This window comes from Stieleria varia (assembly GCF_038443385.1).
GTDB classification, from domain to species: domain Bacteria; phylum Planctomycetota; class Planctomycetia; order Pirellulales; family Pirellulaceae; genus Stieleria; species Stieleria varia.
Genome location: NZ_CP151726.1, coordinates 9,245,472 through 9,271,523, shown reverse-complemented (window position 1 = coordinate 9,271,523; position 26,052 = coordinate 9,245,472). Strand labels below are relative to the sequence as shown.

Annotated in this window: 15 protein-coding genes; 9 read left to right on the top strand and 6 right to left on the bottom strand. The window is 55.5% G+C overall.

Features of this window, described 5'->3' with window-relative positions; all coding sequences use genetic code 11:
* Window positions 1–163: 163 nt before the first annotated feature.
* Complete coding sequence (locus Pla52nx_RS31365; RefSeq protein ID WP_146519311.1) at window positions 164–1,069, bottom strand: DUF1559 domain-containing protein; 906 nt, start codon at window positions 1,067–1,069, stop codon at window positions 164–166.
* A 220-nt stretch (window positions 1,070–1,289) separates the two neighbouring features.
* Between Pla52nx_RS31365 and Pla52nx_RS31360 the strand changes: the two genes are divergently transcribed.
* From Pla52nx_RS31360 to Pla52nx_RS31320, 9 genes are all read left to right on the top strand, one after another.
* Window positions 1,290–1,991: a FadR/GntR family transcriptional regulator gene (locus Pla52nx_RS31360; RefSeq protein WP_146519312.1), complete on the top strand. Its 702-nt coding sequence runs from the start codon at window positions 1,290–1,292 to the stop codon at window positions 1,989–1,991.
* Window positions 1,988–5,113, top strand: a complete 3,126-nt coding sequence (locus Pla52nx_RS31355; RefSeq protein ID WP_146519313.1) for a DUF1553 domain-containing protein — start codon at window positions 1,988–1,990, stop codon at window positions 5,111–5,113. Before Pla52nx_RS31360 ends, Pla52nx_RS31355 begins: the two co-directional genes overlap by 4 nt.
* Window positions 5,103–6,530: a DUF1501 domain-containing protein gene (locus Pla52nx_RS31350; protein ID WP_146519314.1), complete on the top strand. Its 1,428-nt coding sequence runs from the start codon at window positions 5,103–5,105 to the stop codon at window positions 6,528–6,530. Before Pla52nx_RS31355 ends, Pla52nx_RS31350 begins: the two co-directional genes overlap by 11 nt.
* Window positions 6,527–9,718: a DUF1553 domain-containing protein gene (locus Pla52nx_RS31345; RefSeq protein ID WP_231741859.1), complete on the top strand. Its 3,192-nt coding sequence runs from the start codon at window positions 6,527–6,529 to the stop codon at window positions 9,716–9,718. Before Pla52nx_RS31350 ends, Pla52nx_RS31345 begins: the two co-directional genes overlap by 4 nt.
* A gap of 26 nt (window positions 9,719–9,744) precedes the next feature.
* Window positions 9,745–11,202: a DUF1501 domain-containing protein gene (locus tag Pla52nx_RS31340; protein ID WP_146519315.1), complete on the top strand. Its 1,458-nt coding sequence runs from the start codon at window positions 9,745–9,747 to the stop codon at window positions 11,200–11,202.
* Between the two features lie 44 nt (window positions 11,203–11,246).
* A complete protein-coding gene (locus Pla52nx_RS31335; protein WP_197454439.1) occupies window positions 11,247–13,706 on the top strand; it encodes a DUF1592 domain-containing protein in 2,460 nt (819 codons plus the stop codon).
* A 147-nt stretch (window positions 13,707–13,853) separates the two neighbouring features.
* The gene (locus Pla52nx_RS31330; protein WP_146519316.1) at window positions 13,854–14,231 is read left to right on the top strand and encodes a four helix bundle protein; all 378 of its coding nucleotides are present in this window, start codon (window positions 13,854–13,856) and stop codon (window positions 14,229–14,231) included.
* Complete coding sequence (locus Pla52nx_RS31325; protein WP_146519317.1) at window positions 14,228–15,580, top strand: DUF1552 domain-containing protein; 1,353 nt, start codon at window positions 14,228–14,230, stop codon at window positions 15,578–15,580. The genes Pla52nx_RS31330 and Pla52nx_RS31325 overlap by 4 nt, the downstream gene beginning before the upstream one ends.
* A 440-nt stretch (window positions 15,581–16,020) precedes the next feature.
* A complete protein-coding gene (locus Pla52nx_RS31320; protein ID WP_146519318.1) occupies window positions 16,021–17,262 on the top strand; it encodes a hypothetical protein in 1,242 nt (413 codons plus the stop codon).
* 22 nt (window positions 17,263–17,284) lie between these two features.
* Here Pla52nx_RS31320 and Pla52nx_RS31315 read toward each other — a convergent pair whose 3' ends face one another.
* From Pla52nx_RS31315 to Pla52nx_RS31295, 5 genes are all read right to left on the bottom strand, one after another.
* Entirely contained in the window at window positions 17,285–18,718 is a 1,434-nt protein-coding gene (locus Pla52nx_RS31315) for an alginate export family protein (protein ID WP_197454440.1), read from the bottom strand.
* 493 nt (window positions 18,719–19,211) lie between these two features.
* On the bottom strand, window positions 19,212–20,144 hold the full coding sequence (locus Pla52nx_RS31310; protein WP_146519320.1) for an RnfABCDGE type electron transport complex subunit D: 933 nt from the start codon (window positions 20,142–20,144) through the stop codon (window positions 19,212–19,214).
* A complete protein-coding gene (locus tag Pla52nx_RS31305) occupies window positions 20,141–21,931 on the bottom strand; it encodes a CRTAC1 family protein (protein ID WP_146519321.1) in 1,791 nt (596 codons plus the stop codon). Before Pla52nx_RS31305 ends, Pla52nx_RS31310 begins: the two co-directional genes overlap by 4 nt.
* Window positions 21,928–25,419: a CRTAC1 family protein gene (locus Pla52nx_RS31300; protein ID WP_146519322.1), complete on the bottom strand. Its 3,492-nt coding sequence runs from the start codon at window positions 25,417–25,419 to the stop codon at window positions 21,928–21,930. The genes Pla52nx_RS31305 and Pla52nx_RS31300 overlap by 4 nt, the downstream gene beginning before the upstream one ends.
* Window positions 25,416–26,051: a hypothetical protein gene (locus Pla52nx_RS31295; RefSeq protein ID WP_146519323.1), complete on the bottom strand. Its 636-nt coding sequence runs from the start codon at window positions 26,049–26,051 to the stop codon at window positions 25,416–25,418. The genes Pla52nx_RS31300 and Pla52nx_RS31295 overlap by 4 nt, the downstream gene beginning before the upstream one ends.
* Between the last annotated feature and the right edge of the window lies 1 nt (window position 26,052).

Here is a 26,052-nt window from a genome sequence, read left to right as displayed (position 1 = left end):
TAAGTGACGCACCACGTAGTCGACGAGGTCGCGAGTCCCCTGCGAGAGGACTCATGAACTCAGCCACTACCCCATTAACTGATCGCTCGTTGCTTAAGTCCCGCTGGTGCTTGCTAGGCTGCCTCTCGCAGCATGTTTAGTGAGAAAGTGACGTTTCTGCGTACTAGTACTCCTCAATCACGGAGCCGTCATCAATGTCGCCGAGTTGCCGAAATACCTCTGAGTCAATGGAGTAGTCCACCGTTCGACAAGAACCGTCTGCCAGTGCGATGATGAAAAGGCCTGGATGTGACGAACCAAATCGATCGTCGCCATCGCCCAGCCCTTTGATGTCCGGCAATGGCTGCTTCAATGTGCTGCGCATCGTGTCGGTGTTCCAACCTGCCGTATAACCTTCGTTGTCATCGTCTTGCGGTGTGCCAACGAAAGTTACGTTCAGACGCTTCTCTGCGACCAATAACGTGTCGCTCGTTCCATCAAGGATGTCACGCATGCGACGTGGGCTGAAACGCCGAACAACGCCCGTTCCATCACGGTTGCTTGCCGCGTAGTCGATCAAAGCATGTGTGATGTCGCCGCCAGTTATCGGCGGGTCGTAGTTGTCGGGAACTGTGATCGTTTGAGCAGATCGACGCGACGGGCAAAAATACACTTGTGTTGGCAAGCCAATCGATTCTTCGACGCCTGCTTGCCACGTAGCGGTCGCTTCAATGAAAGGCAGTAATTGAAATGCCCAACCCGCTCGCTGTTCAGCGCCAATCACTGGGTTGCTTCCAACGTAGGTAGGCGGCGTATCAAATCGCCAACCACCTGAGGGTAAATGCTTGAACTGATTTTGATGATTGTGAAACGCTAATGCGACTTGGCGAACTTGGTTGCTGCATTGAGTTCGGCGAGTCGCTTCACGCGCGGCCTGAACGCCAGGCAATAACAGTCCAACCAAGATTCCGATGATCGCAATCGCCACGAGCAACTCAATCAGCGTGAACGCATTGCGGAGAGATTCATACTGCGGACGTTTCTCTGAACAGAGATGTTCAACGGGTATTGAATAAGGTCTTCTTCGCATCGCGCTTCCGCCAGCAATCAGGAGAGGACAAGTGTTGTAGGCACCTGACAGAAGGGGAATTGACGGACCAGAACCGCCAATTTTCTTGAGAAATTCTCAGGAACCTCATGGCAGGAGGGCGACAGCGCGTTGGACTGCCGGACGGAACGCGAACTTGACGCTGGGGAGTGGCCTGCTTAACCTGTCTGACATGTTGACACGTGCATCCTGAGGTGATTCTATGCAAATCGAAGCGATCCAGCGGCAGACGACGGCGGATCTGGTCGTCCAGCGGATTGCCCGGGTCATCGAAGAGCAAAACTTGTCGGCAGGACAACGGTTGCCCGGGGAGCATGACCTAGTCGAGCAGCTCAAGGTGAGTCGGCCCGTCTTGCGTGAGGCGCTTGCTCGTCTGCAAAGCATGGGGCTTGTCGATATCCAACGTGGACGCGGCACGTTTGTCGCAAGCCGCACGAGTCTGGCCAACTGCGTGCGGTTGCTGCGTTCCGCGGTCACGATCTCGCCGCAGGAACTACGCTCCTACGCGGAATTGCGGACGGCAATTGAAGTGCAGGCAGCGCGGCAAGCGGCGGAATTGGCCACCGAAGAAGACGTCGCAGAGCTGACCGCCTTGTTGAAGCAGCTTGACGATCAGAATCTGCCGTACGCCGAAGCATTGGAGCTGGACTTTCGTTTCCATCGCAGGTTGATCGACATCGCGGGCAATCCGCTGATGCAGAACATGATTGAGGTGATTTACGAGTTTGTCCTCACTCAGATGGTACGCACCACGCCATCGCCGCGAGAAAACAAACTTGGTCGCCGGCTGCATCGCGAGATCGTAGCTGCCATCGCGGATCATGACGCGAACGCCGCAGAACGAGCGATGCGGGAGCACATGGATGTTGTTCTCTCGCGTTTGAAAAAAGAGGCTCTCGCATGAAGTCTCGGCAAATCTCACTCGCATTGATTCTGCTGTCGATTTGTACGCTCTGCCGAGCCGACGAGAGGTCGATCGATTTTCAGACGCAGATCGCGCCGATCTTTGAACAGCACTGCATCCGCTGTCATTCGTCGGTCAGCGACAAAGGCGATGTATCGCTGGAAACTTTCGACGACCTGAAGGCGAACGAGTTTGTCATTGCCGGGACTCCCGATGCCAGTTACCTGATCGATTTGGTCATGTCTCAGGATGGCGAGCCGCCGGCGATGCCACAGGAAGCGACGCCACTCTCCAACACGGAGGTGGACTTGCTGCGGCGATGGATTGTCCAAGGGGCGAAGTGGCCTGATGGCGTTGTTGTCAAAGAGAAGTCGAAAGCCGATGCGTCATGGTGGGCGTACCAACCACTTCGCAGTGGACTTCGCCATCAGTCCTCAAACAAAAAACAATCGCCAGGATCCGGCGAAAAGCATTCTGGCGAACCATGCGGTATCGATGAGTTCATCGATACCAAGCTCGCCCTGCACCAACTGACGCCAAGCCCACCAGCCGACCGACGCACGCTGATTCGGCGTCTGTCGTTTGATCTGCATGGATTGCCGCCGACGCCGGAAGCGGTTGAAGCGTTTGTTTCTGACACCGACCCGGAGGCATACGAAAAGCTCGTCGACCGGATGTTGGCTTCTCCACACTATGGCGAACGCTTTGCCCAACACTGGTTGGACATCGCTCACTACGCCGACACGCACGGTTTTGAGCGTGACCAACGGCGGGACAACGCGTGGCGTTATCGTGACTATGTGATCCGTGCGTTGAATGAAGACAAACCGTACGACCGATTTTTACAGGAGCAAATCGCAGGCGATGTGCTCTGGCCGGACAACGAACATGCGGTGGTTGCGACCGGATTTCTTGCCGCCGGTCCATGGGACTTTGTCGGTCAGGTGGAGACAAAGAGTCCCGAACTGCGTCGAGCGGCCAGATCGCTCGATCTGGATGACATGGCCACTCAAGTCATGACGGCCACGATGGGGATGACCGTTCATTGCGCGAGGTGCCACGATCACAAACTCGATCCGATCTCGCAGCAGGAGTATTACCGGTTGCGAGCGGTCTTTGCCGGAGTCAAGCGTGGCGACCGAGTGGTCAGCGCTGCGGCTCTCAAACAGTACGAATCACAAAAACAGGAACTGACCGATCGGCGCAACCAGCTTGATTTTGAGCAAGGAAGGTTGGAAGGCGTAGGGCTAAATCTTGCAGACATCGTTGGCGGCGGAAATGGACTCGGCTCGGGAACCTATCGAAACGCCATCGATCCGCGAAACGCCAAGGTGCAAACCCGCGACTTCGGTAACCTTGGAAATGTGGTGACCAACACATTTTCGCCATCCCCGTTTGACTTCGTCGATGGTGTTTTCATACCAGATGGTGAAAACGGCGTTGCAGAGATTCCCGTCAGTTCCACCGGGGTCACGATCACGGGTCTTCCCAAAACATCGGGCAAGGCGTGGGACATGATTCGCAACGGCCCGGTCGCTAGTCAGCATTCTCCAGAATTGGACGGAATCGACTTTACAAAAGACGGCCATAGCCTGCTGGGATTGCACGCGAACGCGGGGATCACTTTTGATGTTGCGGCCATCGGGCGTGCCCTCTTGGATACCCCATCACCTCTCGTGGGGCAGGTTTTCAACCTGCCGCAAACATCAGAAAAGAGGCAGGTTGCAAACCTGCCCCACATGCGTTTCACGGCCAAGGTGGGTTACTTTGGTGCCATCGGCAACCACTTTGCCGATGCGTGGGTGTTCGTGGACGGACGGAAGGTCGCCGAATTTCGCGAGCTACAACGAGCCAAGGGTTTGCAGGAAATCGACGTCGAACTACCTGCGTCGACTCGCTTTCTGACACTGGTTTCCACCGATGGCGGGAACGGCTACAGCATGGATCAGATCGGCTTCGGTGATCCGCGAGTGAAACTGGCAGAGCCAGCGACGCCGACGGATAAAACTCGCGCGCGGCTCGCGGAGATCGACGCTGAACGTGAGCAGATTGAGCAAGAGCTTGAGTCGCTCGGTCCGCCGCCGCGATTCTATGGAGTCGTCGCAGAAGAGTCTGTTCCGGCGGTGCGGCTATTGACTCGGGGCGACCCGGAATCTCCCAGTGGCGGTGCGCTGGCTCCCGCATCGTTTTCTGCGCTGGCGATGCTGGATCCCGAGTTGGGAACGTTGGAGTCCGGTGAAGGCGAACGTCGAGCTGCATTGGCGGGCTGGATCACACATCCGGACAACTCGCTTGTCCGCCGCGTGATCGTCAATCGTTTGTGGCAATGGAATTTCGGCACAGGACTGGTCGATACGCCCAGCGATTTTGGATACGGAGGCGGACGGCCATCACACCCCGAGTTGCTCGACTGGCTGGCTGACGAGTTTGCCAAACGCAACTGGTCCCTCAAGGCCATGCATCGGTTGATCGTCACAAGCGAGGCGTACAAACGTGGTGCAGGTTCTCAACCTTCCCAATCAACGGCAGGACAAACCGACACGGGCAAGGGTGCCAACCCTGCGGAGATCGACGCCGACAACCGGCTTCTTTGGCGTCAGAATCCACGCCGCATCGACGCCGAAGCGATTCGCGATTCCGTTTTGTTCGTCAGCGGCAAACTGAGTCTCCATCGCGGTGGTCCCGGCTTTGAGGATTTTCAGTACCAGGACGCTTACGCTCCGATTTATACTTACATCACTGCCGACAAACCATCGCTTTGGCGACGCAGCATTTATCGCTACATCGTTCGTACTACGCCTGACAGATTTCTCACCACGCTCGATTGTCCCGACCCGGCCAACCTGACGCCACGGCGACAGACGACCACGACGCCGCTGCAATCGTTGGCACTTTACAACAACGATTTCATGCTCCGGCAGTCTCATTACTTCGCCGAGCGACTCGAAAAGGAGGCTGGAAACGATTCGGGCGATCAAGTCAGGCGAGCCTTTGCGTTGGCGTTTGGACGGCAGCCATCCGCCGAAGAAACTCGTCTTGCGACGGAACTCGTGGATAAGCAGGGATTGTTCTCGCTGTGCCGGTCACTCTTCAATTCGAACGAGTTTGTGTATGTCGATTGATCCGAACGCAAGTCATTCACGACGAGAGTTTTTGCAGACCGCCGGTGGTGGACTTGGTGGGCTGGCATTGACGGCGATGCTGGCGGGCGAAGGCCGATCGCAGTCACACCATGCCTCAAAGGCGCGGCGTGTGATTCAAATCTTTTGCCCCGGAGGAATGAGCCAAGTCGACACGTTTGATTACAAGCCGGAACTCGAAAAACGCAATGGAAAGCCGTTCGATACCGACGGAACATTGCAGTTCTTTGCGTCCAAGCCTGGCAACTGTCGAGGCAGTCATTGGAAATTTCGTCAGCACGGCGAGTCCGGTCGTTGGATGAGCGATTTGTTTCCGAGACTTGCGACTTGCGTCGACGACATGGCGTTCATTTATTCGATGCACAGCAAGACCGCGTTGCACGGCCCGGCGTGTTTCATGATGAATACCGGTTTCACCTTGCCCGGCTTTCCCAGTATGGGATCGTGGGTGACGTATGGCCTGGGCAGCGAAGCCGATGACCTGCCCGCCTTCGTCGTCTTGCCGGACCCGAGAGGCCTGCCGCCCGGCGGCATCATCAATTGGGGGGCCGGTTTTCTGCCTGCAGAGCACCAAGCTACGACGCTCGATACAAGCAATCCCAGTCAACCCATCGCTGACCTGTTTCCGCCCAAAGGCATCGCGGAAGTCACTCCGACGACGGATCGGGCAGGCCTGGAGTTTTTACAAAAGCTCAATCGCCTGCATCAGCAGTCCCGCAGCGGCAACAGTGAACTGGACGCCCGAATCAAGGCGTATGAAATGGCGGCGCAGTTGCAGCTCAGCGCACCCGAAGCGACCGACCTGAGCCGAGAAACCGCCGCAACACAACAACTCTATCACACCGATCACCCGGAGATCGGCCCGTTCGGGCGACAGTGTTTATTGGCAAGGCGACTGGCTCAGCGCGGCGTGCGTTTTGTGCAGATCTACTGCGGAGCCGAGAACACGACCGCCAAAAAGATTCGACCGAATTGGGACAGCCATGAGGACCTGAGTCGCGACCACGGTTACTGGGGAGCTGTGTTGGACGCCGGCGCATCGGCGTTGCTGACAGATCTCAAACAACAGGGAATGCTCGACGACACGTTGGTCATCTGCACCACGGAGTTTGGTCGTCAGCCAGCCGCTCAGGGCGATGGGGGAAAAGGACGCGACCACAATGCAGGAGCTTTCACCGCATGGCTCGCGGGCGGCGGAATCAAAGGCGGAGTCGGCTACGGGACTACGGATGAGCTTGGTTACACGGCCGTCGAAAATCCTACCTACAGCTACGACCTGCACGCGACCGCTCTGCATCTGCTGGGCATCGATCACACGCGACTGACGTTCTATCACAATGGTATCGAACGACGGCTGACCGATGTGCACGGTCATTTGATACAGGAGATTCTTGCATGACTCCGCGTTTCCTTTTTGTCCTCGCCATTTCGATCCTTGCCAATTCCATGGCTCGTGCGGTCGATTTTGTCACCGAGATCGAACCGATCCTTCGGGATAATTGTTTCGACTGCCATGGTCCGGATCAGCAGGAAGGCCAGCTTCGTCTGGATCGATTATCCGGCATGCGATCGGGCGGTAACTCGGGTGAGCCCGCCGTCGTGCCGATGCGTCCCGAAGCGAGCCACCTCTTGAAGTTGATCCGCCACGAAGAAGCCGGCAAAGAAATGCCGCCGGATGATTCGTTGTCGCCAGAACAAATCAAACGGATCGAAGAGTGGATTGCCGGCGGCGCGCTGACGCCGGAGGGATACGGTCCTGCCGAGGAACCGACGGATCTTTCGCACTGGGCATTTCAGCCTGTTCGTAAAGTCGACGCAGCGGGAATCGATGACTTCATTGTGCAGCGACTTCGTGACGAAGGTCTCTCGCTGTCCTCGGAAGCGGATCGCCGGACGTTGATTCGTCGACTGTACCTTGTGATGCATGGTCTGCCGCCTACGCCCGAACAAGTGGATGCCTTCGTTCGTGACAACCGCGATGACGCTTGGGATCAGCTTGTCGATGAGGTTCTTTCCAGCCCCCAATACGGCCAGAGATGGGCGACGTTTTGGTTGGACTTGGTTCGCTTTGGTGAAACCAACGGATTCGAGACCAATCGCGAACGCCCCAATGCCTGGCGTTATCGTGACTGGGTCATCGATTCTTTGAATGAGGACAAACCATACGATGAATTCATCTGCCAGCAGCTCGCCGGTGATGCGTTGGACGCACCGATTGGAACAGGCTTTCTGGTCGCTGGCCCTTACGATGTCGTGAAAGGCAAAGATCCGAAGCTCGGTCAGATGCAGCGAATGAACGAATTGGACGACATGATCAATACCACGGGCACCGCATTCCTCGGTCTGACCACGGGCTGTGCCCGGTGCCACAATCACAAATTTGATCCGATCCGGCAAAGCGATTACTACGCGATGCAAGCCGTGTTTGCCGGCGTCAACCATGGCGATCGCACGTTACCGCCTTCGCCCGAAACACAGCAGACTGTCGCTGAGCTTGACACCCGAATTGCAGATCTAAAGGGCAAGCTCAAGAGATTCATTCCGATGGATCAACTCGCCACGATCGTCATGGATGAATCGGACGCCGAGCATTTGATCGACGCGAAAGGCCAAGCCGACAAGACCAACCACGATCTGACTTCTTTTGGCGATTCGAAATACACTTGGTGGACGAATTCACCCGGCAAAGACATTGCCCGCTACCATCCTCACGCGAGCGGGCGATACCGAATCTGGATCAGTTGGGGATCAGGTTTTACAACGCATTGTCAGGACGCTCGATACCTGATTCGTTCGGACTCCACAGAAGTGGAGATCGCGACGGTGAATCAGAGACTGGCTGCTGGCGGCGCGGGGCAGGTGGACAGTGTCGCGAAATGGAGCGGCTTTCATGACGCGGGCGTACATACACTTTCGCCCAACAGCGAAATCGTATTGGTCGGAGGTACGACGGGAGCCGCCATCACTGCCGACGTGATTGTCTTGCAACCGGAATGGAAGACGCCGACGGTCGTCCATCCACCGAACAAACGTGCTCCCGTGAATGCGAAACGTAACGAAGAACGCTTCGCTCCCACCCTGACACGTCGTGTTCGCTTTTCGATCAACAAGACCAACAGCGAAAGCGAAGCGTGTCTCGATGAATTGGAGGTTTATTCCAGCAAACGCAACGTTGCCCTGGCCAGCGAAGGAACAAAAGCCACTTCGTCGGGCGACTTCGTTCACGAGTTGCACAAGTTGCAGCACATTAATGATGGCCAGCACGGCAACGCACGCAGTTGGATCGTCAGTTCGCGCGATAGTGGTTGGGTGCAGCTGGAATTCGCTCAACCGGCTCAGATCGATCGAATCGTTTGGGGGCGAGATCGCACTGGAAAATACAGCGATCGGTTGCCCGTTGAGTACCAAATCACGGCGGAGTCCGACCCGGGAGCTTGGACGTTGTTGGCCAGTTCGAGCGATCGTCACTCGGACGAGAAAACAACGGAGCAGCAGCAAACTTATCACTTCGCGGCTTTCCCGGAATCCGATGCCAACCAGGGACGCAAGTGGCTTGGCGAACTTCGTGAACTTGAACGTCAGCATGCCATGTTCACCGCACCAGTTGCGGCCTATGCCGGGACGTTTTCCCAACCTGGCCCCACTCATCGGCTGTACCGTGGTGAACCCGAAATGAAACGCGAGCAGGTTGCTCCCGGTGGTGTCGAAGCCTTGAACGCACCCACCTTGGAACTCGATTCGGCAGAACAAGACCGTCGCCTGAAGCTGGCTCGATGGATTGCCCACAAAGATAATCCGCTGACCGCACGCGTCATCGTGAACCGTCTATGGCAGTTTCAATTTGGTGTCGGAATCGTCGACACACCCAGCGATTTCGGAATCAACGGGTCGCAACCCACCCATCCTGAATTGCTCGACTGGCTTGCCACAGAGTTGATCGAAAACAATTGGTCCCTGAAGCACATTCATCGATGCATTCTCCGCTCAGACACATGGCGTCAGAGCAATCGGCCGAACCCGACGGCGTTCAACATAGACGCAGGGTCGCGTCTGCTCTGGCGATTTCCGCCCAGACGTTTGGAGGCCGAAGCCATCCGTGATTCCATCTTGTCGGTGTCCGGAACACTGGTGCTGGGTGACGCAAGAGGACCGGGGTTCAGCCCCTTTGACGTGCAGATGGAAAACGTGCGGCACTATCACGCAAAGACATCCTATGGCCCGGATGACTGGCGACGCATGATTTTCATGACGCGTGTGCGTCAAGAACGTGAGCAGGTATTCGGTGTCTTTGATTGCCCGGATGCGAGCATGGTGGTTCCCCGACGCAGTCGTTCCACTACTCCGCTGCAGGCACTGAATCTGCTCAACAGTCGTTTCGTGACGCAACAGGCGGAGTTGTTTGCAAAACGGCTGGACGCTCAATGTGAAACGCTGCCACAACAGATCACGCGAGCATGGGAATTGTGTTTTCAGAGAACACCAACAGACGATGAATTGGCCGACAGTGAAGCCTTCATTAAACAAGAAGGCATCGTGCAATTCACTCGCGTGATGCTCAATGCGAATGAGTTTGTTTTTATTCCGTGAACGATCAGCCGCACCACCAGTACACCATGACTCCACTGCTAAATCGACGAAACTTTTTGTCTCAGGCAACGACCGGCCTGAGCAGCATTGCGTTGGCGAGTCTGCTGAATCAGCAACAATTGCTTGCTGACTCCGGTCCGATCCGTCCAGACATTGATCCCGCGAGACCGTTCGCCAGCCGCAGCACGCACCATCCGGCAGCGGCCAAAAACGTGTTGGTGATTTTTTGTGCGGGTGCCTGCAGTCAGGTCGACACGTTTGACTACAAACCTGAACTCATCAAACGTCATGGCCAGGCAATGCCTGGGGCCGAATCGTTAGTCACGTTTCAGGGTGAGCAGGGAATGCTGACCAAGAGCCCGTGGGAATTCAAACCGCGTGGCGAGTCCGGCAAGATGGTTTCGCAGCTTGTTCCACAACTTGCGGAACTCGCCGACGACATGTGCTTTATCCATTCGCTGACCGGCAAGACCAACACGCACGGGCCCGGCGAAAACTTCATGTCCACCGGCTACACGCTCGACGGTTTTCCCAGCATGGGAGCGTGGGCGACGTGGGCTTTGGGAACCGAGAATGAAAACCTGCCTGCCTACGTTGCGATCGCCGATCCACGCGGCACTCCGCAGTCGAGTGTCAACAACTGGGGACCAGGATTCCTGCCCGCAGCCTATCAGGGGACCCAACTCAGTGCCCTCAAGCCGCTGGACAATCTCGACATTCCCCCCGGCGTCAGCAACCAAACGGATCTCGCGACACGAAAGTTTTTGGAGCAAATGAACCAGCGACACCTGGAACGATTCCCCGGCGACACCGAACTCGCGGCACGAATCTCCAGCTATCAACTCGCCGCACGGATGCAGTTGAGCGTTCCCGAGGTCACGGACTTGTCGAGCGAACCGCAAAGCATCTTGCGTGAATACGGCGCCGATGATCCGGAAAACGGGTTGAAGGCGCAGTTTGCTAAGAACTGTATTCTCGCACGGCGGCTGATTGAGAAAGGCGTTCGCTTTGTGCAACTGTTTAACGGTGCGTATCAGACTGGTGGCGAAGGTGTCAGCAACTGGGACGGACACAAATCGCTTCAACAACAATACAGCAAACATGGTCCGGTGCTCGATCAGCCTTGCGCGGCGCTGCTAAGGGATATGAAGCGGCGTGGCTTGCTGAAGGACACATTGGTGGTATGGATGACCGAGTTTGGTCGCATGCCGACGTTTCAAAAAGGAGCCAGTGGGCGAGATCACAATCCCGACGGGTTCACTGCCTGGATGATGGGAGCTGGCGTGAAGGCGCCGTTCACCTACGGAGCGACCGATGAATTTGGTTACAAAGCCGTCGAGAACGTCAGCACGGTCTACGACTTTCATGCCACGATATTGCATTTGTTGGGTTTGAACCACAAAAGATTGAGCTATTATCACAACGGATTTGAGCGACGCTTAACCGACGTCCATGGACACGTAATTGAGGAGGTTTTGGCGTGAGTGTGATCAGCCCCCGTCCAGTCTGTAGGACGTGTTTCGTCGCGGTGGCACTGTTTGCTTCGGCGATGTCCGTTTCGGCGGCCGAACCGTTCGAATCGTTTCTGGAGAAGCACTGCATCGGCTGTCATGGACCTCTGAATGAGGAAGGTGACATACGCATTGACCTGCTGTCGCGAGATTTTAAAGCGGGAGTGGACACGCACCACTGGGCGGAAGCGCTCGATAAAGTCAACAGCGGCGAGATGCCGCCGAAAGAGGAACCACAGCCGACACAAGACGAGATTGAGGCATTCGTCACTAAACTCGACTCGCTGCTGAAGGAAGGTCGGGCGGCACGAATGGCGGCGCGTCCGGCGGTGTCGCATTATCGTTTGAGCCGCAAGGAATATCAGAACACGGTCTATGATTTGTTAGGCGTTCGATATGATCCGGCCAAGCCGGGAGCGCTGAACGAGGACACGTTGTGGCATGGCTACGAACGCATCGGGACGCAACTTTCGCTCTCGCCGTCGCATGTGGACCGTTACTACCGCGCCGCAGGCGTCGTGCTCGACCGTGCGTTTCCGATCTCGTCCGGCGAGGCTCGCAAAGTTCGGAAAACTGCTGCGGACTTGCGTTACGGGGGTGGCAAAGAACAGCAGCAAGCGTTGGATCGATTTGGCATCAAGCGGCCACTGCGTTATCTCCTGTTCCCTGGGCGAGTCGAGCAAGCACTTTCCTCCAGTTGGTTTGGGAAAACGGGAGAAGAACACAGCGGGCTCTACAAACTTCGTCTGCAAGCCAGCGGCATCCGTCCACCGGGCGGCCAACCGGCTCACCTGAGTATCGGTCAACGAACCAGTGAGGAGACCGTGGACGGTCTTGTCGAATTCGACATCACGGCGACGGAGGACAATCCGCAGGTTTTTGAGTTCGATGTGTTCTTGGAAATGCCGACCCAATTGCATTTCGCAGTGGTGGCCACCGACGTGGTGGACCGACGAGCCGGTGCCGCCTTTCGCGGCGCGCTCGCCAGCCGAGGCGGGTACATTTTCACGCACAGCAACGAGACGTTGCTGCTGAATCCGAACGCACCACAAATGTTTGATGGTGAAGGAAACGGTATCTTCTCGACGGTGATCCTCGATTGGATCGAGTGGGAGGGACCATTGGTCACGGAGGCAGAGAAGTCGCGACGCGAGGGTGTGCTGCCGCCCGATGACGCGCCGCACGACGTGATCGCGAGGCACCTGCAGCGATTCGCTCAGCGTGCCTGGAGACGCCCGGTGAAGAAGGAAGAGCTGGACGACTATCTGGAAACGTACCGCGTCGAGATCGAGGCGGGTGAAAAGCCGGCCGATGCTTATCGCATCATGTTGCAGAGCGTACTGACATCGAGAAACTTTATCTATCTCGTTGAGGGAGAGCCCGACGCCCGCCAGCGGCTCACCGACTGGGAACTCGCATCACGGCTCTCTTATTTCCTGTGGAGTTCAATGCCCGACGACGAACTCGTGGAGCAGATTTCCAACCTGCCAGCGAGCCAAGCACCGCAGACTTTAAATTCGAGTCAACTGCAGACGACAAGCTTGCACCACCCGCAAAGGCTCGCTACCCAAGTGGACCGGATGTTGACAGACGACCGAATCAATCGCTTCATCGACGACTTCTCACGCCAGTGGCTCGGGCTGCATCGTGTGGGAATGTTCCCGCCGGACAAGAAGCTCTACCCTGGATATGACGACTGGCTTGAGACGAGCATGCGAGGTGAGCCGGTTGAGTACTTCCGTGAGACGCTAAAAAAGAACCTGCCCATCGACGCCTTCCTCGACTCCGATTGGACGATGGCCAACGCCCGACTTTGCGACTTCTACGGGCTGCCCGAGCCGGAGCAGGACGGCTTTCAACGCGTTTCGCTGAAACCCGAAGATCATCGCGGCGGCTTACTGACGATGGGAGCAGTGCTCGGACTGACCTCGGATGGAACGCGTCACCGCCCGGTTCATCGTGGCGTGTGGGTCAGTGAAACGATCTTCAATAAGACTCCGCCATCGCCGCCGGCCAATGTCGATCCGATCGAGCCCATTCCACCCCAGGGAAACAAGATCACCATCCGCCAGAGAATCGAGACGCACGCCAAAAACGCGAGCTGTGCTGCTTGCCATCGCAACATCGATCCACTGGGCTTGGCCTTCGATCAGTATGACGCCATCGGCCAATGGCGCACACGCGAGCAGGTGCCCACCGGCGTGGGCGACGATCCGCTGGTGGATGCCTCTGGCGTCATGCCCGACGGTCGTCCCTTCAGCGATTCCGTCCACTTCAAACGACTGCTGCTGGAGGACCGCGACAAGTTTGCCCGAGCTTTTATTGAACACCTTTGCACCTACGCACTTCGTCGCGTGCTGAGCGTGGATGACCGCGACGGCGTTCAGGCGATTGTCGACGAAGCGAAGCGACATCAATACCGGGTCAAGGATATAGTACGTGCGGTGGCGCTATCAGAATTGATACGTAAACGGTAGTTGTTCTTGGTTCTTGGTTCTTGGTTCTTCGTCCCTGGTTCTTCGTTAGATGACGCGGTGATAAGGGCGTTTGAACTACAATCAAAGTGCTGGAAGCCAGAGCCGCCAAGCCAATCGTGAGTAAAGAAGAACCAAAGACAAGAACCCATGACGATTCGACGATTTGAAGAAATCGAAGGCTGGCAGTTGGCGCGAGAACTGACGACACAGGTTTATGCGGTAGCTACACGTGGAGCATTTGCGAAAGACTTTGGACTTCGGGATCAAATTACGCGTGCGTCTGGGTCGGCCATGCACAACATCGCCGAAGGATTTGACGGAGGCAGCAATGCTGAATTCGTCAAGTTCCTTCGCTACTCACAGCGTTCATGCTCAGAAGTTCAAAGTCAGCTCTATGTCGCTTTAGACCAATCTTACATTTCACAAGATGAATTCGAATCCATTTACGAGCAGGCTGGAAAGACGCACGCCAAAGTCGGCGGCTTCATCCGCTACCTTTTAAGAACCAAGAACCAAGAACCATGAACTTCCTCTCCCAATCGTGGCTGATCGACCGACGCCATGCGCTGCGTGCAATGGGCACCTGTATCTCGCTGCCACTGCTGGAATGCATGGTTCCGCTCAACGCGGCCGAGCCAGACGCCTCGCCCAGTCGTAGTGCCTTTATCTATCTCGCCAACGGCGTCCATTCTCTGAACTATCAGATCACGACGCCGGGCAAAGACTATGAGTTTTCACGATCACTAAAGCCTTTGGAGAAGTACCGTGAGGTGATCACCCCTGTCAGCGGCTTGCATCATCCAGGAAGCCTCGGTCATCATCACAACTGCATCGACATTTGGCTGACCGGTGGAAAGATCGGCGCGTCGGAACGCAACACCATCTCCGTCGATCAGAGGATGGCAGAAGTCACCGCACAGCACACCCGCTATCCGTCCATGGAGATCGCTCTCACGCAGGGTTCTCTCGCTTGGACCGCAGACGGAGTTCAATTGCCCGCCATGCGTCGTTGCAGCGAAATCTTTGCGTCGCTGTTCGAGGAGCCCAAGGGCGGCATCGAAGCTCAGCGGAGGGCTCTGCGCCGCAAAGCCAGCGTCCTGGATGACAACCTCGCGGAAGTGCGGCGGCTTGAAGAGAAAATGGGAACCGCCGATAAAGGTCGACTCGATCAATACCTCACCTCGGTTCGTGAGGCCGAGGTCCGCACGCGTCGAGCTGATGCGTGGCTCGACACGCCGCTTCCCGAAATCACAGACGCCGATCGGAAACGCACCAACCGCGACATTCCCCCTACACAAGCGGGTGACTATTTCCGCACCGTCTATGACCTCATCGTGTTGGCATTCCAGACCGATGTCACTCGCGTTGCCACGTTCAGCCTCGGCGGCGAAGGCGATGCGTTCGCTATTCCAGAGATCGGCATCACCGAATCGCGACATCAACTCAGCCACCACGGCGGCGATGAAGGCTACATGGAGAAGTTGACCAATTACGACACCTTTGCAATCGAGCAATACTGCTACTTCCTTTCACAACTGGAAGCGACAAAGGATGTCAATGGCAAGCCGCTGCTCGGCTCGACGATGTCGCTCTTCGGTAGTGGGATGTCCTACGGCCACAGTCACGGCAACGCCAACTTGCCGCTGGTGTTCGCCGGTGGTAACGACCTCGGGCTAAAACATGGCAGGCATCTCGACTTCAACCAGGGACACTTCGACGGCTATCAACTCGACAAGCCTGGAGAGCATTACGGGCTGTGTAGTCGCCCCGCAAACACGGATGCCCACATGAGCAACCTGCTGCTCTTGATGGCACAGAAGATGGGGGTGGAAACCGATACGTTCGGTGATAGCAACAGCACCATCGAAGTGTGATGTGTTGACCTACCACTCTTACTCTTACCTTACTCTTAATCATAATCGTACTCTTAATCGTACTCCCACTCCTAGTCCTTAATCGTACTCCTACTCCTTAATCCCACTCCCACTCCTTGATCCAAATCTCAGCCGATCGCGGCGTGAATTGGCTTCCGTTTTGGGCGGCCATGGAGAGAGGCGAAGGGGATTAAGAGTAAGAGTAGGATTACGATTAGGATTATGGGACGGGATCGAGGTAACCATGAAGCAATTTGATCACGAGAAACTGAACGTCTATCAGGAATCAGGTAACGGCAAAGCCTCATTGGTCGATGTGGTATCAATGCTCGTAGGCTTAATCCGCGCTAACTCACCGGATCGCAATGTATAAATCAAGTCTCTCTCTTGGCCATACTCCCCGGTCACTCGATCAATTTTTGGTTCTGTGTCTCGGCTGCATGTTGTTTCTGCTGGCGTCCATCGCAACCGGCGATGACGTCGCCGTCTTCCGCCCCCAGCCTGGAAAATTTCCGCCTTTGGAAAAGGCACACTCGTATCGTGGCGAGATCGTCTTCGTCGATCACCCCAATCGCCGTGGCAGCATCCGTGTGGAAGGCACAGGAAAGTTTTACCGGAACGACCCACAACCCTTCGCCATGTTGCCCTACGGTGTCATTCGGTATCACGGCGCTCCGGCGGACCTGCGTGACATTCCGCTCGGCACCGTGATGCACGTTTGTGGCTTCCTCCCGCCCGACCCGAAGCTTTCGTCCGTGCCGGTGTTGCCGGTGAACAACAAGGAGAAAGACGCGGGACATTATCGTGGCATCGGTACCGCACCGGCTGAGAATCACGTGCTGCTGCTCGAAGACGAACCGAGTCACTGCTTGCGGGTCGGCAAGGTTTGGAAGCTCAAGGAAGTGGAACTCAAGGACAACGTAGGGAGGATCATCGCCAGCCGCGAGTCGAAAGACGGTGGTGACGGTGGCGTTGACGACGAAGAGTTGACCTTCGACGCAGCCACTCGTATCTGGCGTGGTCGCGAGCGTATTCGAGTCGCCGACTTGGTCGCCGAAGAAGCGTGGCCCGCTAGCGGGAAGAAAGACCTTGGCAGACAGGCCGTCCTGCTCGGAATCACCTGGAAGCCGGCACCGGGGGACGGGTTGAGCGGCGCTTTCACTCAGTTCCACATTTCCGACATCTGGCTGGACGACGACGCCATCCAAAACGCAGCCCATTTTCAGACCGAGACGCATAAAGCATTCATCCGCAGTCGCTGGATGCCTGCCTGGGTGGATGCCGTCGATTATGGGAAGTTCGGCCGGGCGACGGTCACCGCAACGCTGTTCGGTGGTATGGACGACTCGCTCTACGATGACTTTCAAAAAGGCGTCGGTGCACAAATGAATGGAGCCGAGAACACATTGAAGCACGCTGCTGGCCACTACGGACCCTCCCACGTGGCATCCAGCGGCGAAATCCGTGAGGTCAGCCGGTCAACCGAAGCAATCCCGCTAGGCAGTAGCGGCATCCGAATTCAGTTCGAGACCGACCTGATCATTGAAGGCCTCCGCCCCGGGAGAGTCGTCCGTGTGCGACCAGAAAGCTGGCCCAAGACGCAGATCCCCCGGGAGGAATATCTGTTCGAAAACAATCCCGAGGATCGTTTTCCAACTCCGGACATCTTCCCGAAGTATTGACCTCGGGAAATCGAGCGGTGACCTACCACCGCTGTTGAAAAATGAGGTAGAGCGTTTCCGCATCGACCGCAGCGTTGGGGCCAGAAGTGGCTTGCAAGTAGCTTCCACCGAAGAGCTTGTTGTAGCTGACAAGGATATCCGAGTATTTTGTCAGGTGAAAATTCAACACAAGGTCAATCTCGTCGCCGACATCGGTGCCCGCAGCTCCCGTCGGATCGATACGATATGGCACACCGCCGGCGTTGTAGAGAGCGTCTTGGCTCTCTGCAAGCCAGAAGTGGTGGTACTGCAGCCAAACGGTGGTTGCTTTCGTGGGATAGAGATAGAGATGAGCATTGACGTCATGAATGTTTTGGCGTCCAACGAGGTCCATCCATCCCATGTAGTAGTGGCCGAACGGGAACTGTTGATTGAACGTGTGAGCGTTTCCGTCGGTGAGGTCATTGTCACCGCTAGCGTAGTCGTAGTACATCCAAAACGTCGGCGACAAGAACGAATCGCTGAACCGACGTCCAACACCCGCAGTGCCCATTCCAGCAAATAGGTCATTGTTGCCCTGTTCGCCGAACTGCAATGCACCTTCGAAATCCCACAACAAGCCATCCTGATCGCCGGCCCAGCGACTGCCGATGGTGTGGGTTTGGAATGGTGACTTGGTAAACCCAAGCGGGGCAGCAACGTTATCATTGTCGTAGAGCAAGTAGTAAAAATCTCTCGTTTCACCCTTTTTGGGGCGATGAGTTAGCCATGCTCCGGCGAACGTTTGATTGTCATCGGCCGAGTCAAAGTCATTCGCCTGGGGTGGCACGAACTTTGTCAAGAACGCGTCGAAGTCCCAGTGCTTTCCTTGTCGAAAAATCTTCACCCCGTCAAACGAATTCCGCTTGTTGGCCCAAGGGAGCGGTGTGACGAGTCGCTGCGAGCCGTAGAGCAACTCTTGACGGCCGGCGCGGGCATAGACTGGACTTCCGGCGATTTCACCCAAGTTCACGTCGACGAACATATTAAGAATGTCTCCCCGATCAACATCTGGTGGAACGGGGGGCAGTTCTTCACCGAAACTATCGGCCCAGACAAATTCACCGAACAAACGCAAGGAATCGCTGTACCAAAGATCTGCATACTGACGCACATGGGTCAGTGCATAGTCGTTTTCATCTTGTCTCAAACGACTGTTGTTTTCGTTGGAATAGCGAATCCAGAACTCACCACCGACGCTGAGCATCAGGCAGTCGTTCAGATGCATCCGTTTGAACTGTTCGACCGTCGTGCGGTCCTGTTGCGAGATACCCTCGACATAGCGCCAGTCGGCGTCAAAGAAAGGCCATGCGTTGATTGCAAATGGCGCGTAGCCTGACTTCGGTGCTGCCGGGCGACACTGGTCCGTTAGATGATCCCAAACGGAATAGTATCCCGGACCTTTGGGAGGGACGGGAAAAATCCCAGGGCGAGGCATCGGATGGATTGTTTCGGGGTACTTGGACCAATCGATCAGTCGCCCACAACAACAGGTTTTGCAACCAGGTGCCGGTTTCGGCACTTTGACTTCGCAATGCGGACAAATGACAGAGTCTGCCGAGTGTGCGAGTGCTGCGGTTCGATTTTCCTGAGATGCCGTCGATCCATCATCGATCTTGATTGATGATCCAGCTTCGTCGTCGAGTTCTGAGTCAACAGGCACTGATTCGACAACAACTGATTCAAGCGATTCTTGACAGAATGCCTGGCCTGAACTCAAAACGACGAGCAGAAATGGGACAACGAAAGAGACCGTTGCCCCGGAAAAAGTAGACGTCATCGATGCGACTCCATTCGCAAAATTTGTTGATAAACAGAATTTTGCTCAACCCTGGAACATCGTATCGCCTGCCAATGGCTTTCACCACGACCGCGTCTTGGGAAAGGAACGCGGAAAGTGGGGGCCACCAGCGTCCGAACCGTCATAGGCGTTACACTTCCACACGATGCTCACTCCCCGTAGCCAGTTCAGCTCTCGCCTCCATTCGTTTCTTCCATCCAAGTTCTGAGGCTAACGCGATCGGGCCGACAAGGAACAGTGCGTAGTAAGGGGCATGGATGACTTCATTGAGTCGGAGAAGCATCTCGACAGCAGCCACCAAAAAGGCGACGAAACACTGACCTCGTTTGGTGCTCACGGTCGTTCGAGGATCTGTGATCATGAAGAAGATGAATAACTGATACATGGGACCAGTCAGAGGTGCTACGTTCGCCAAGAACGGGCTATCGGTAAGCATGCTGCGAACTGCTGACAAACAAACGAAGGACACCACGTAGGTTAGGCAGATGTGGAAACGTTTCAGTCGCGAGATGATCAATGATCCGAGGGTCCAGACCACTATCATCGGCCACAATGTATTGCCCCATTGGATACTCAAGCTTGCAACGGCCGCTGGATACAGAAACAGCATTGCACTGACGCCGAAGTTGGAAGGGTTCCACAAGTGGCGATTCTGCCATCGCAGTACATACTTCGACATGATCGATAGCACCGCACAGAGTGCAAACGGCCACAAGAAAGGTGAGCGTATCAGAATCCCCACACTGATGCCCGAGATGTAAGCGCTGGCCAAATGGGGGAGCTTCCCCACGAACACTCTGCCGAGTATCAGTTCGCACGCGATTGCTACGGAAATCGCGAGCAGGGTCTGCCACCAGCTTTCCAGGAAACCGAAACTGAGTTGTCCGCCCAGTAGGATGGCGGTGATCAAAATCGGCGCAAGAAATCGGTTCTCCAGCGTAAACAGCTTTTTTAGGGGCGACTTTGTCGGTGTTGTCTCGTCGTGGTTGTCTCCGCGTGTCGTCGGCGCAACCGCTAACTCGGTGTCCACCACGTCATCCTCGATTGGTCCCACGACGTTCATTCTGATTCCCGAATCTTGTGGATTTGGTTGACGGCGAGATTCTTGATCTCTTGTACCTTTCCCGATGGCCAGCGGATCGACACGCGGTCGACGATCGAATGCTCTCCCAACCCGAAGTGCAAACGCCTTTGGTTCTGCGCGGAGTATCCGCTAGCAGAAACCAATTCTTGAAGTTGCTGCTGATTGTTCCAATACACTCGCACTTGGGCTCCGATCGCACTTCGATTGCTCTGTGTTCCCTCCAGTTCCAGCGAAATCCAGTTGCGTTGTTTGTCGATCTCATTGCGATACAGCAGCAACGGTCCTCGCTGGTTGGCAACGATCACATCCAAAGCCCCACGATTGCTGAAGTCGGCCAAGGCAACGGCACGACCGTCGTATCGGTCGGTTGCTCCGATGAACTGCGCAACGTCTTGAAACTGACCAGCACCATTGTTGAGCCAGACGCGTTTGGATTGATAACCGGCTAGGCTGCGGCCTCGCATATCGGGCCAGTTTTCCGTATCGGAAATGATCTGCCGATGGCCCCCGGTGATCTGCGAGAAATCGTACCAGTAGCTCGTCCCGCGATCACCAGAGACATAGCCATTGGTGACGTACAGATCGAGATAGCCGTCGTTGTTCAAATCCCCGAACTGAGCACCGAAACTCCAACCGGCCAATTCTACCCCCATCACGGAGGCGAGATTCTCGAATCGCAGCGTTCCATCGGAGCTGGGAAGCCATAAGTTGTTGCCTTGCAGCAATACGCCTTCTTCAGAGATGTTCGACTCATAGATTGCTAGGCGACCTTGATTGAGCACGTCACCCACGGCGGCATTCATGCCACTCTTGGGAGATAACCCGATTCCGCTTTCCTTTCCCATTTCTTTGAAACGGACACCTCCCTCGTTGATGAACATTTCTGAGACGCCGTAATCATTTGCCAAGAACAGATCAGGGAATGAGTCGTCATTGAAATCCGTTGCAATCACAGCCAGCGTCCAACGTGTGCTGTCGATTCCGACAGATGAAGTGACGTCCTCAAATCTTCCACCGCCGATGTTCCGCAGCAACCATTTTCGACCTCCGTTGTTGGCGTATTCAAAACTCTCTGGCATGATCCGAGTGTGGTCAAGTTGTTCCAAGCGAACATTGTCGGGCCAGTACCCCGCCAGCAAGAGGTCGATCCAACCGTCGCGATCATAGTCAAACCACGTCGCACACCCCGCGTTCGCCCATTCGGGCATTCCAGATGATTCGGTGATTCGTTCAAAGGACTCACCGCGTTGATTGCGAAACAGTTCGACACTGCCCCATTTGTAGATCAAAACATCTTCGTAGCCATCATTATCGATGTCGGCCCAGACACTTCCCATACACGCTCCAGACCCCATTTGGTTGAGGTCGGCCAATCCGACTTGCGGAGCGACATCGGTGAAGCGGCCGTCGTGAAGGTTTCGAAACAGCCCGTTCATGGTGCCGGGAGCACTTTTGGTCACGTAAAAGTCCTGCCAGCCGTCTCGATCAAAGTCGACGACCGACACGCTGGCGCCCATCGCAGCGATCTGAGGCGAGATGTGGTCCAGCCTTGGGTCGGTTCGCGGCGGCTGATGTGTAAAATCGATACCGGACACATGCGCCGATTCCTTCAATACAAAACCATATCGGTCGAGCAATTGATCGGTGTTGACGTTCGCCACATCGGCTTCCGTGGCACGTTCAGATCTCAAACGAAAGTAAGCTGCCGGACCGAACAGTAAACTGCCGAATACGATTATTAATAGGATGCGTAGCGTGAGAGTCATGGTTGCGCCTCGTTGGTTCCAACGCCAGCATTTTGTTGCCACAAATGCTGGTGGAAATGATCGTGTGTTATGTAGCGTGTGTGATAGTTCAGCCAGTCTTTGATGTGTTGTTGATACACCGCATCTTCGATTAGCGGCACAAGCGGACCGCGATACTCGGTTTTGTCATGAGACGGTAAGGGGAGCACCGTCTGTGAGAATGCGGTATTGAGGTCGCCGTCTTTCACCCACCCGTCTCCGACAAGTACAAAGTCCCTTTGCCAGCCAGAGGGAGGGCGGCCGATGGCGTCAAACTCAAAGACCAATTCATCGCCCGCATTTACAATCGCATATCGATCGTCAACCGACTCGAGCAAATCGCCAATGTCTCCATAGCGGGTGTAGTAGCCGTCGAGATCAAGCCAGCGTTGGCCGGTGCTCGTCACTTCATAAACCGGCGTGTCGGGCCGACGACGATGTTCTGGCAATAGTCGCGAATACCCACGATATCGCAACGTCGTTCGAGAAGTTTTGAGTGTTGTCAATCGTGGCTCTACCGACTCGACGACATAACTCCAACGAAGCGAATCCCAATACACTTCCATGTTGGTTCGCAATCGGAACCGTCGAGAAACAGTCAGCGATCGGCTGGGAATTGGCAGCAACACATCCTTGTTCTTTCCAGCGGGGAATCCCAGATTCTCCTGTACCAAGGACCAATGGCCGTCGGGATGTTGTTGTTCCAAGATCAAGGGATAGGGGCGCGCCGCGTTTCCTTGGTCGAGCGCTGCATTGAGGGAACTGTCGGTCGGGTAGATCCAGCCATGACCGACAATCATGACAGTTTGATCCGGCGAAGCTTCACTGGGCAAATCGAATTCAATCCAATGGTCCTTCGCTACTCCTTGAAACTCTCCGAGTGCGAAACCGTCTGCATAGACACCGTCATTGCTTCGTAGCGTCTCATCCATCGAATCACCAGCATCATCGACAATATTCGAGAGTGGTTTCGGAGGAGCCAGGGATGTCACTTTCTGATCTGGCATGGATTGTGGTACAAACCGCTCATCAACGAACACTTCGACGTCTATTGGATGGTCCACGGCAATCATTGAAACGTGATCAAAGAAATGCGTTTCCCACAATTCTGCGGTGATCCGTACGAGATAGCGGCCATCGACTTCCGCAAGTTGATCACCAGGAATCTTGATCCAATCCTCTGTCTGTGTCACACCGGCAGTCGTTTGAGCATTGATCCGCAGTCCTAATGGGGATCGCCATATGAAGTCCTTGACGAATCGAAAATCTTGACCATCAAAGGTGAAGACCCACGGGCATGAGCCCTTCAACCGTTGATTCGCAACAAGCGTTTCACCACTTGTCAGATCAAACTCCGCCTGAACGGTGCCGTTGGGCCAAATGATTCTTGCGACGTCAGCTCGACGATGGTTTCCCAATCCGAAGTGCACACGAGGAGAGTCGATTTCGTTGGCTTGCACCAGATTTCCCGCACGCACCTCAATGCGTCCGCCGATGCCAAAGGAATTAATGCGTTTGTCACCCGCACCGGTATTTGCAAGTGGTTTCAGCGTCGTCCATCCATAACCTGCTTGGCTTTGATTCAAAGCCACGGTCACACCCGACTCTGATAATCCGACAAGATCAAGTCGCCCATCTTCGTTGAAATCCACGATCGATGTCGGCCTGATCGATGGACTTTGATCCAATAAAGTCCAAGCCCCATCTGTCGTCTGCAGCCACACGGCATTTTTCGACGTCGTACTGGCAACGACGTCGACGCCGCCATTGTTGTCAAGGTCGGCGGTCGACAGATACAGGTCTCCCGTGACGGCCGTGGTGAATGAATCGGTCGGCAACCACGTCGCGATCGGCGACTCGGTCCAGTGGTCCACCTCCCAGTGCGCCGAACGAAGATGACCTGATTCCGATATCGTGATCAAATCCATTCGTCCGCTTCGATCGATATCACCGATGGCGAGTGCAATCCGGCGTTGGTCATCTGGCAGCTCTGTCGCGACGTATTTTCCGCCACGTTCATTTTGCCACGCGATCAATGCGCCAGAGTCGTCCAAAGTGACGACATCTACATCACCATCGCCATCGAAGTCGACCGAAGCAAGATTGGCGACCGAATGTGCCTCGATTCCCGTTTCAATGGAGGTAAAGGTCATGTCGCCGTTGTTCCGAACGCCTCGCAACGCTGTCTCATCGTCGCTCAGGAGCAGGTCGATATCACCGTCTGCGTCAATGTCCACCGGCCAAACGGAGCTCGCACTACGATTCAAGTCTTCCGAAGGGTCGTTCACCAACGAGAACGATCCGTCCTGTGTTCCAAGAAAAATGCGACATCCCTTCTCGCCTACGCAAATCAAGTCTTGATGAAAATCGGAGTTTACGTCTGCGACGCAGACGCTCGCGGGATTGGCGGTCGTGGATAATCCTGGAAAGGGCAGCGCGGCCAACGCGTCGATGTGGAGCAAGTTGTCGGAGAGCGAGATCAGGGTTGAGCGCCGCTCTCCGGAATGCTCCATTGCCAACACGTGGTCTGGCCGCGCTGCTTTTCCAAGTGGATAGGTCTCTTCAAAAGTCAATTGATGGTCGGCGTCAGCGGTTTCGGCAGACGGCATCGTCAAACGCAAGGGTGAACGCAATGGCGTTCCGATCGCCCCGACGGTGAGGATGCCCAACTGAGCCAAGCTCTGCTGATACTCTGGCCGCGGTTTGAGCAGGTTTTGCAGAAAAGTCAGTGACAATGCGGCTTGGCGATGATTTCCATCACGAGCTTCCTCATCAGCCTTCGTCAAGTACTGCTTGATGGCGTCCGGCCAGGCCGCGCTGTTGCGATCAAGCGCGTCGATCGCTTGACGCAATTCCGCGTCTCGTCCAAGTGATGCAGCGACACGAGCTTGCTCACTGAGCACTCGCAGGTTGTTTGGGACGCGGTCGAGGATGTCTTTCAACAAAGAAATTCGTTCGGCTTCGGCCGCGTCATCCTGGATCTGGCCCAGCAGTGAAGCCAGTGAAAAAGTAACAGCCACATTCTCGGGCCACTCTCTGTGCAGCTTTTGCAGTTGATTGATTGCTTGCTCGATTCGACCCGAATACTCCAAAATCTGTGAATTGAGCAAAGCAAGTTCTCTCGAATCACTTGCTTGGTCCAATGCACGACGCAACGACTCGGCTGATTTGTCGGGTTCGTTCAGTCTCATTTGAGCCACGGCCAAATTGGCCCACAGCGCTGGTTCGCGAGTCTCCCGTTTGACAGCGTCCGTGAGTAGTTTCTCGGCGCGTTCATTTTCCTCGACATCGAGAGCGGCTAGACTCGCATAAAAGCTCGCGACGGTTTGCTCCGATGCGAACATCTTGTCAGCCGCTTGTTGGTCGTCCTCTTGAGAACGCATGATGTAAACTGCGAATCCCAATACCAGCAGGACACATACGACCGCTGCGGCAATCAAAGGTTTTGGATTTTTCAGTGTTCGATTCATTCGGCTTGCTCCATCTCCGGAAAAACGGCAGTCGTCGCGCGTCGTGACGGCGTGGCCCTCGTCGGTGATTCTGAAGAACTGGAGCCAGACGATTCTTGCCAAGCTTTTTGTCGGCGCAGCAGGGCGAAGATCCACATTCCGCCCAGCAGGACAAAGGGAAACAAGTACACCAGTAGATCCCAGACGCCGAATCCGGGAGGTGTCGATTCAACCTCCGTCGTGATCGTTTCAGCGGGGCCATCGTTCACCGAAACCTCGACACCAATCCGCCACATGTCGCGAAGATCGAAGGTCGGCTGGGCCAGGAACTGCAAATGGCCCCGCATCGGTTGTCGCTCGGTCTTATACGTCACTCGTTCCAGACGACCGTTCACCGGTTCGGTCCACAGGGATACGTCAGGAATTGGCTGGTCCATTGCACCGCTGGGCAATTCCAAGATCACGAAGAATCTTGCCTCTCCGATATCAGGGTCAGCCCAAATGGAGACTTTATGCCCTGCTAATGGTTCATCCATCAAAAGTGGAAAAGGCGGACCCTCGTGCGCTTCGGCAACGAAACCGCCCAAAGTGATCGCCACCACGGCTGCCATGCGGACGAAACGAAAAAACGATCGTGAAATGGTTCGACTCACA

What these genes read in the sequence shown, in the direction of transcription:
- Pla52nx_RS31365 (WP_146519311.1), bottom strand. Translation starts at nt 1,069, where the DNA reads ATGCGAAGAAGACCTTATTCAATACCCGTTGAACATCTCTGTTCAGAG.
- Pla52nx_RS31360 (WP_146519312.1), top strand. Translation starts at nt 1,290, where the DNA reads ATGCAAATCGAAGCGATCCAGCGGCAGACGACGGCGGATCTGGTCGTC.
- Pla52nx_RS31355 (WP_146519313.1), top strand. Translation starts at nt 1,988, where the DNA reads ATGAAGTCTCGGCAAATCTCACTCGCATTGATTCTGCTGTCGATTTGT.
- Pla52nx_RS31350 (WP_146519314.1), top strand. Translation starts at nt 5,103, where the DNA reads ATGTCGATTGATCCGAACGCAAGTCATTCACGACGAGAGTTTTTGCAG.
- Pla52nx_RS31345 (WP_231741859.1), top strand. Translation starts at nt 6,527, where the DNA reads ATGACTCCGCGTTTCCTTTTTGTCCTCGCCATTTCGATCCTTGCCAAT.
- Pla52nx_RS31340 (WP_146519315.1), top strand. Translation starts at nt 9,745, where the DNA reads ATGACTCCACTGCTAAATCGACGAAACTTTTTGTCTCAGGCAACGACC.
- Pla52nx_RS31330 (WP_146519316.1), top strand. Translation starts at nt 13,854, where the DNA reads ATGACGATTCGACGATTTGAAGAAATCGAAGGCTGGCAGTTGGCGCGA.
- Pla52nx_RS31325 (WP_146519317.1), top strand. Translation starts at nt 14,228, where the DNA reads ATGAACTTCCTCTCCCAATCGTGGCTGATCGACCGACGCCATGCGCTG.
- Pla52nx_RS31320 (WP_146519318.1), top strand. Translation starts at nt 16,021, where the DNA reads ATGTTGTTTCTGCTGGCGTCCATCGCAACCGGCGATGACGTCGCCGTC.
- Pla52nx_RS31315 (WP_197454440.1), bottom strand. Translation starts at nt 18,718, where the DNA reads ATGCCTCGCCCTGGGATTTTTCCCGTCCCTCCCAAAGGTCCGGGATAC.
- Pla52nx_RS31310 (WP_146519320.1), bottom strand. Translation starts at nt 20,144, where the DNA reads ATGAACGTCGTGGGACCAATCGAGGATGACGTGGTGGACACCGAGTTA.
- Pla52nx_RS31305 (WP_146519321.1), bottom strand. Translation starts at nt 21,931, where the DNA reads ATGACTCTCACGCTACGCATCCTATTAATAATCGTATTCGGCAGTTTA.
- Pla52nx_RS31300 (WP_146519322.1), bottom strand. Translation starts at nt 25,419, where the DNA reads ATGAATCGAACACTGAAAAATCCAAAACCTTTGATTGCCGCAGCGGTC.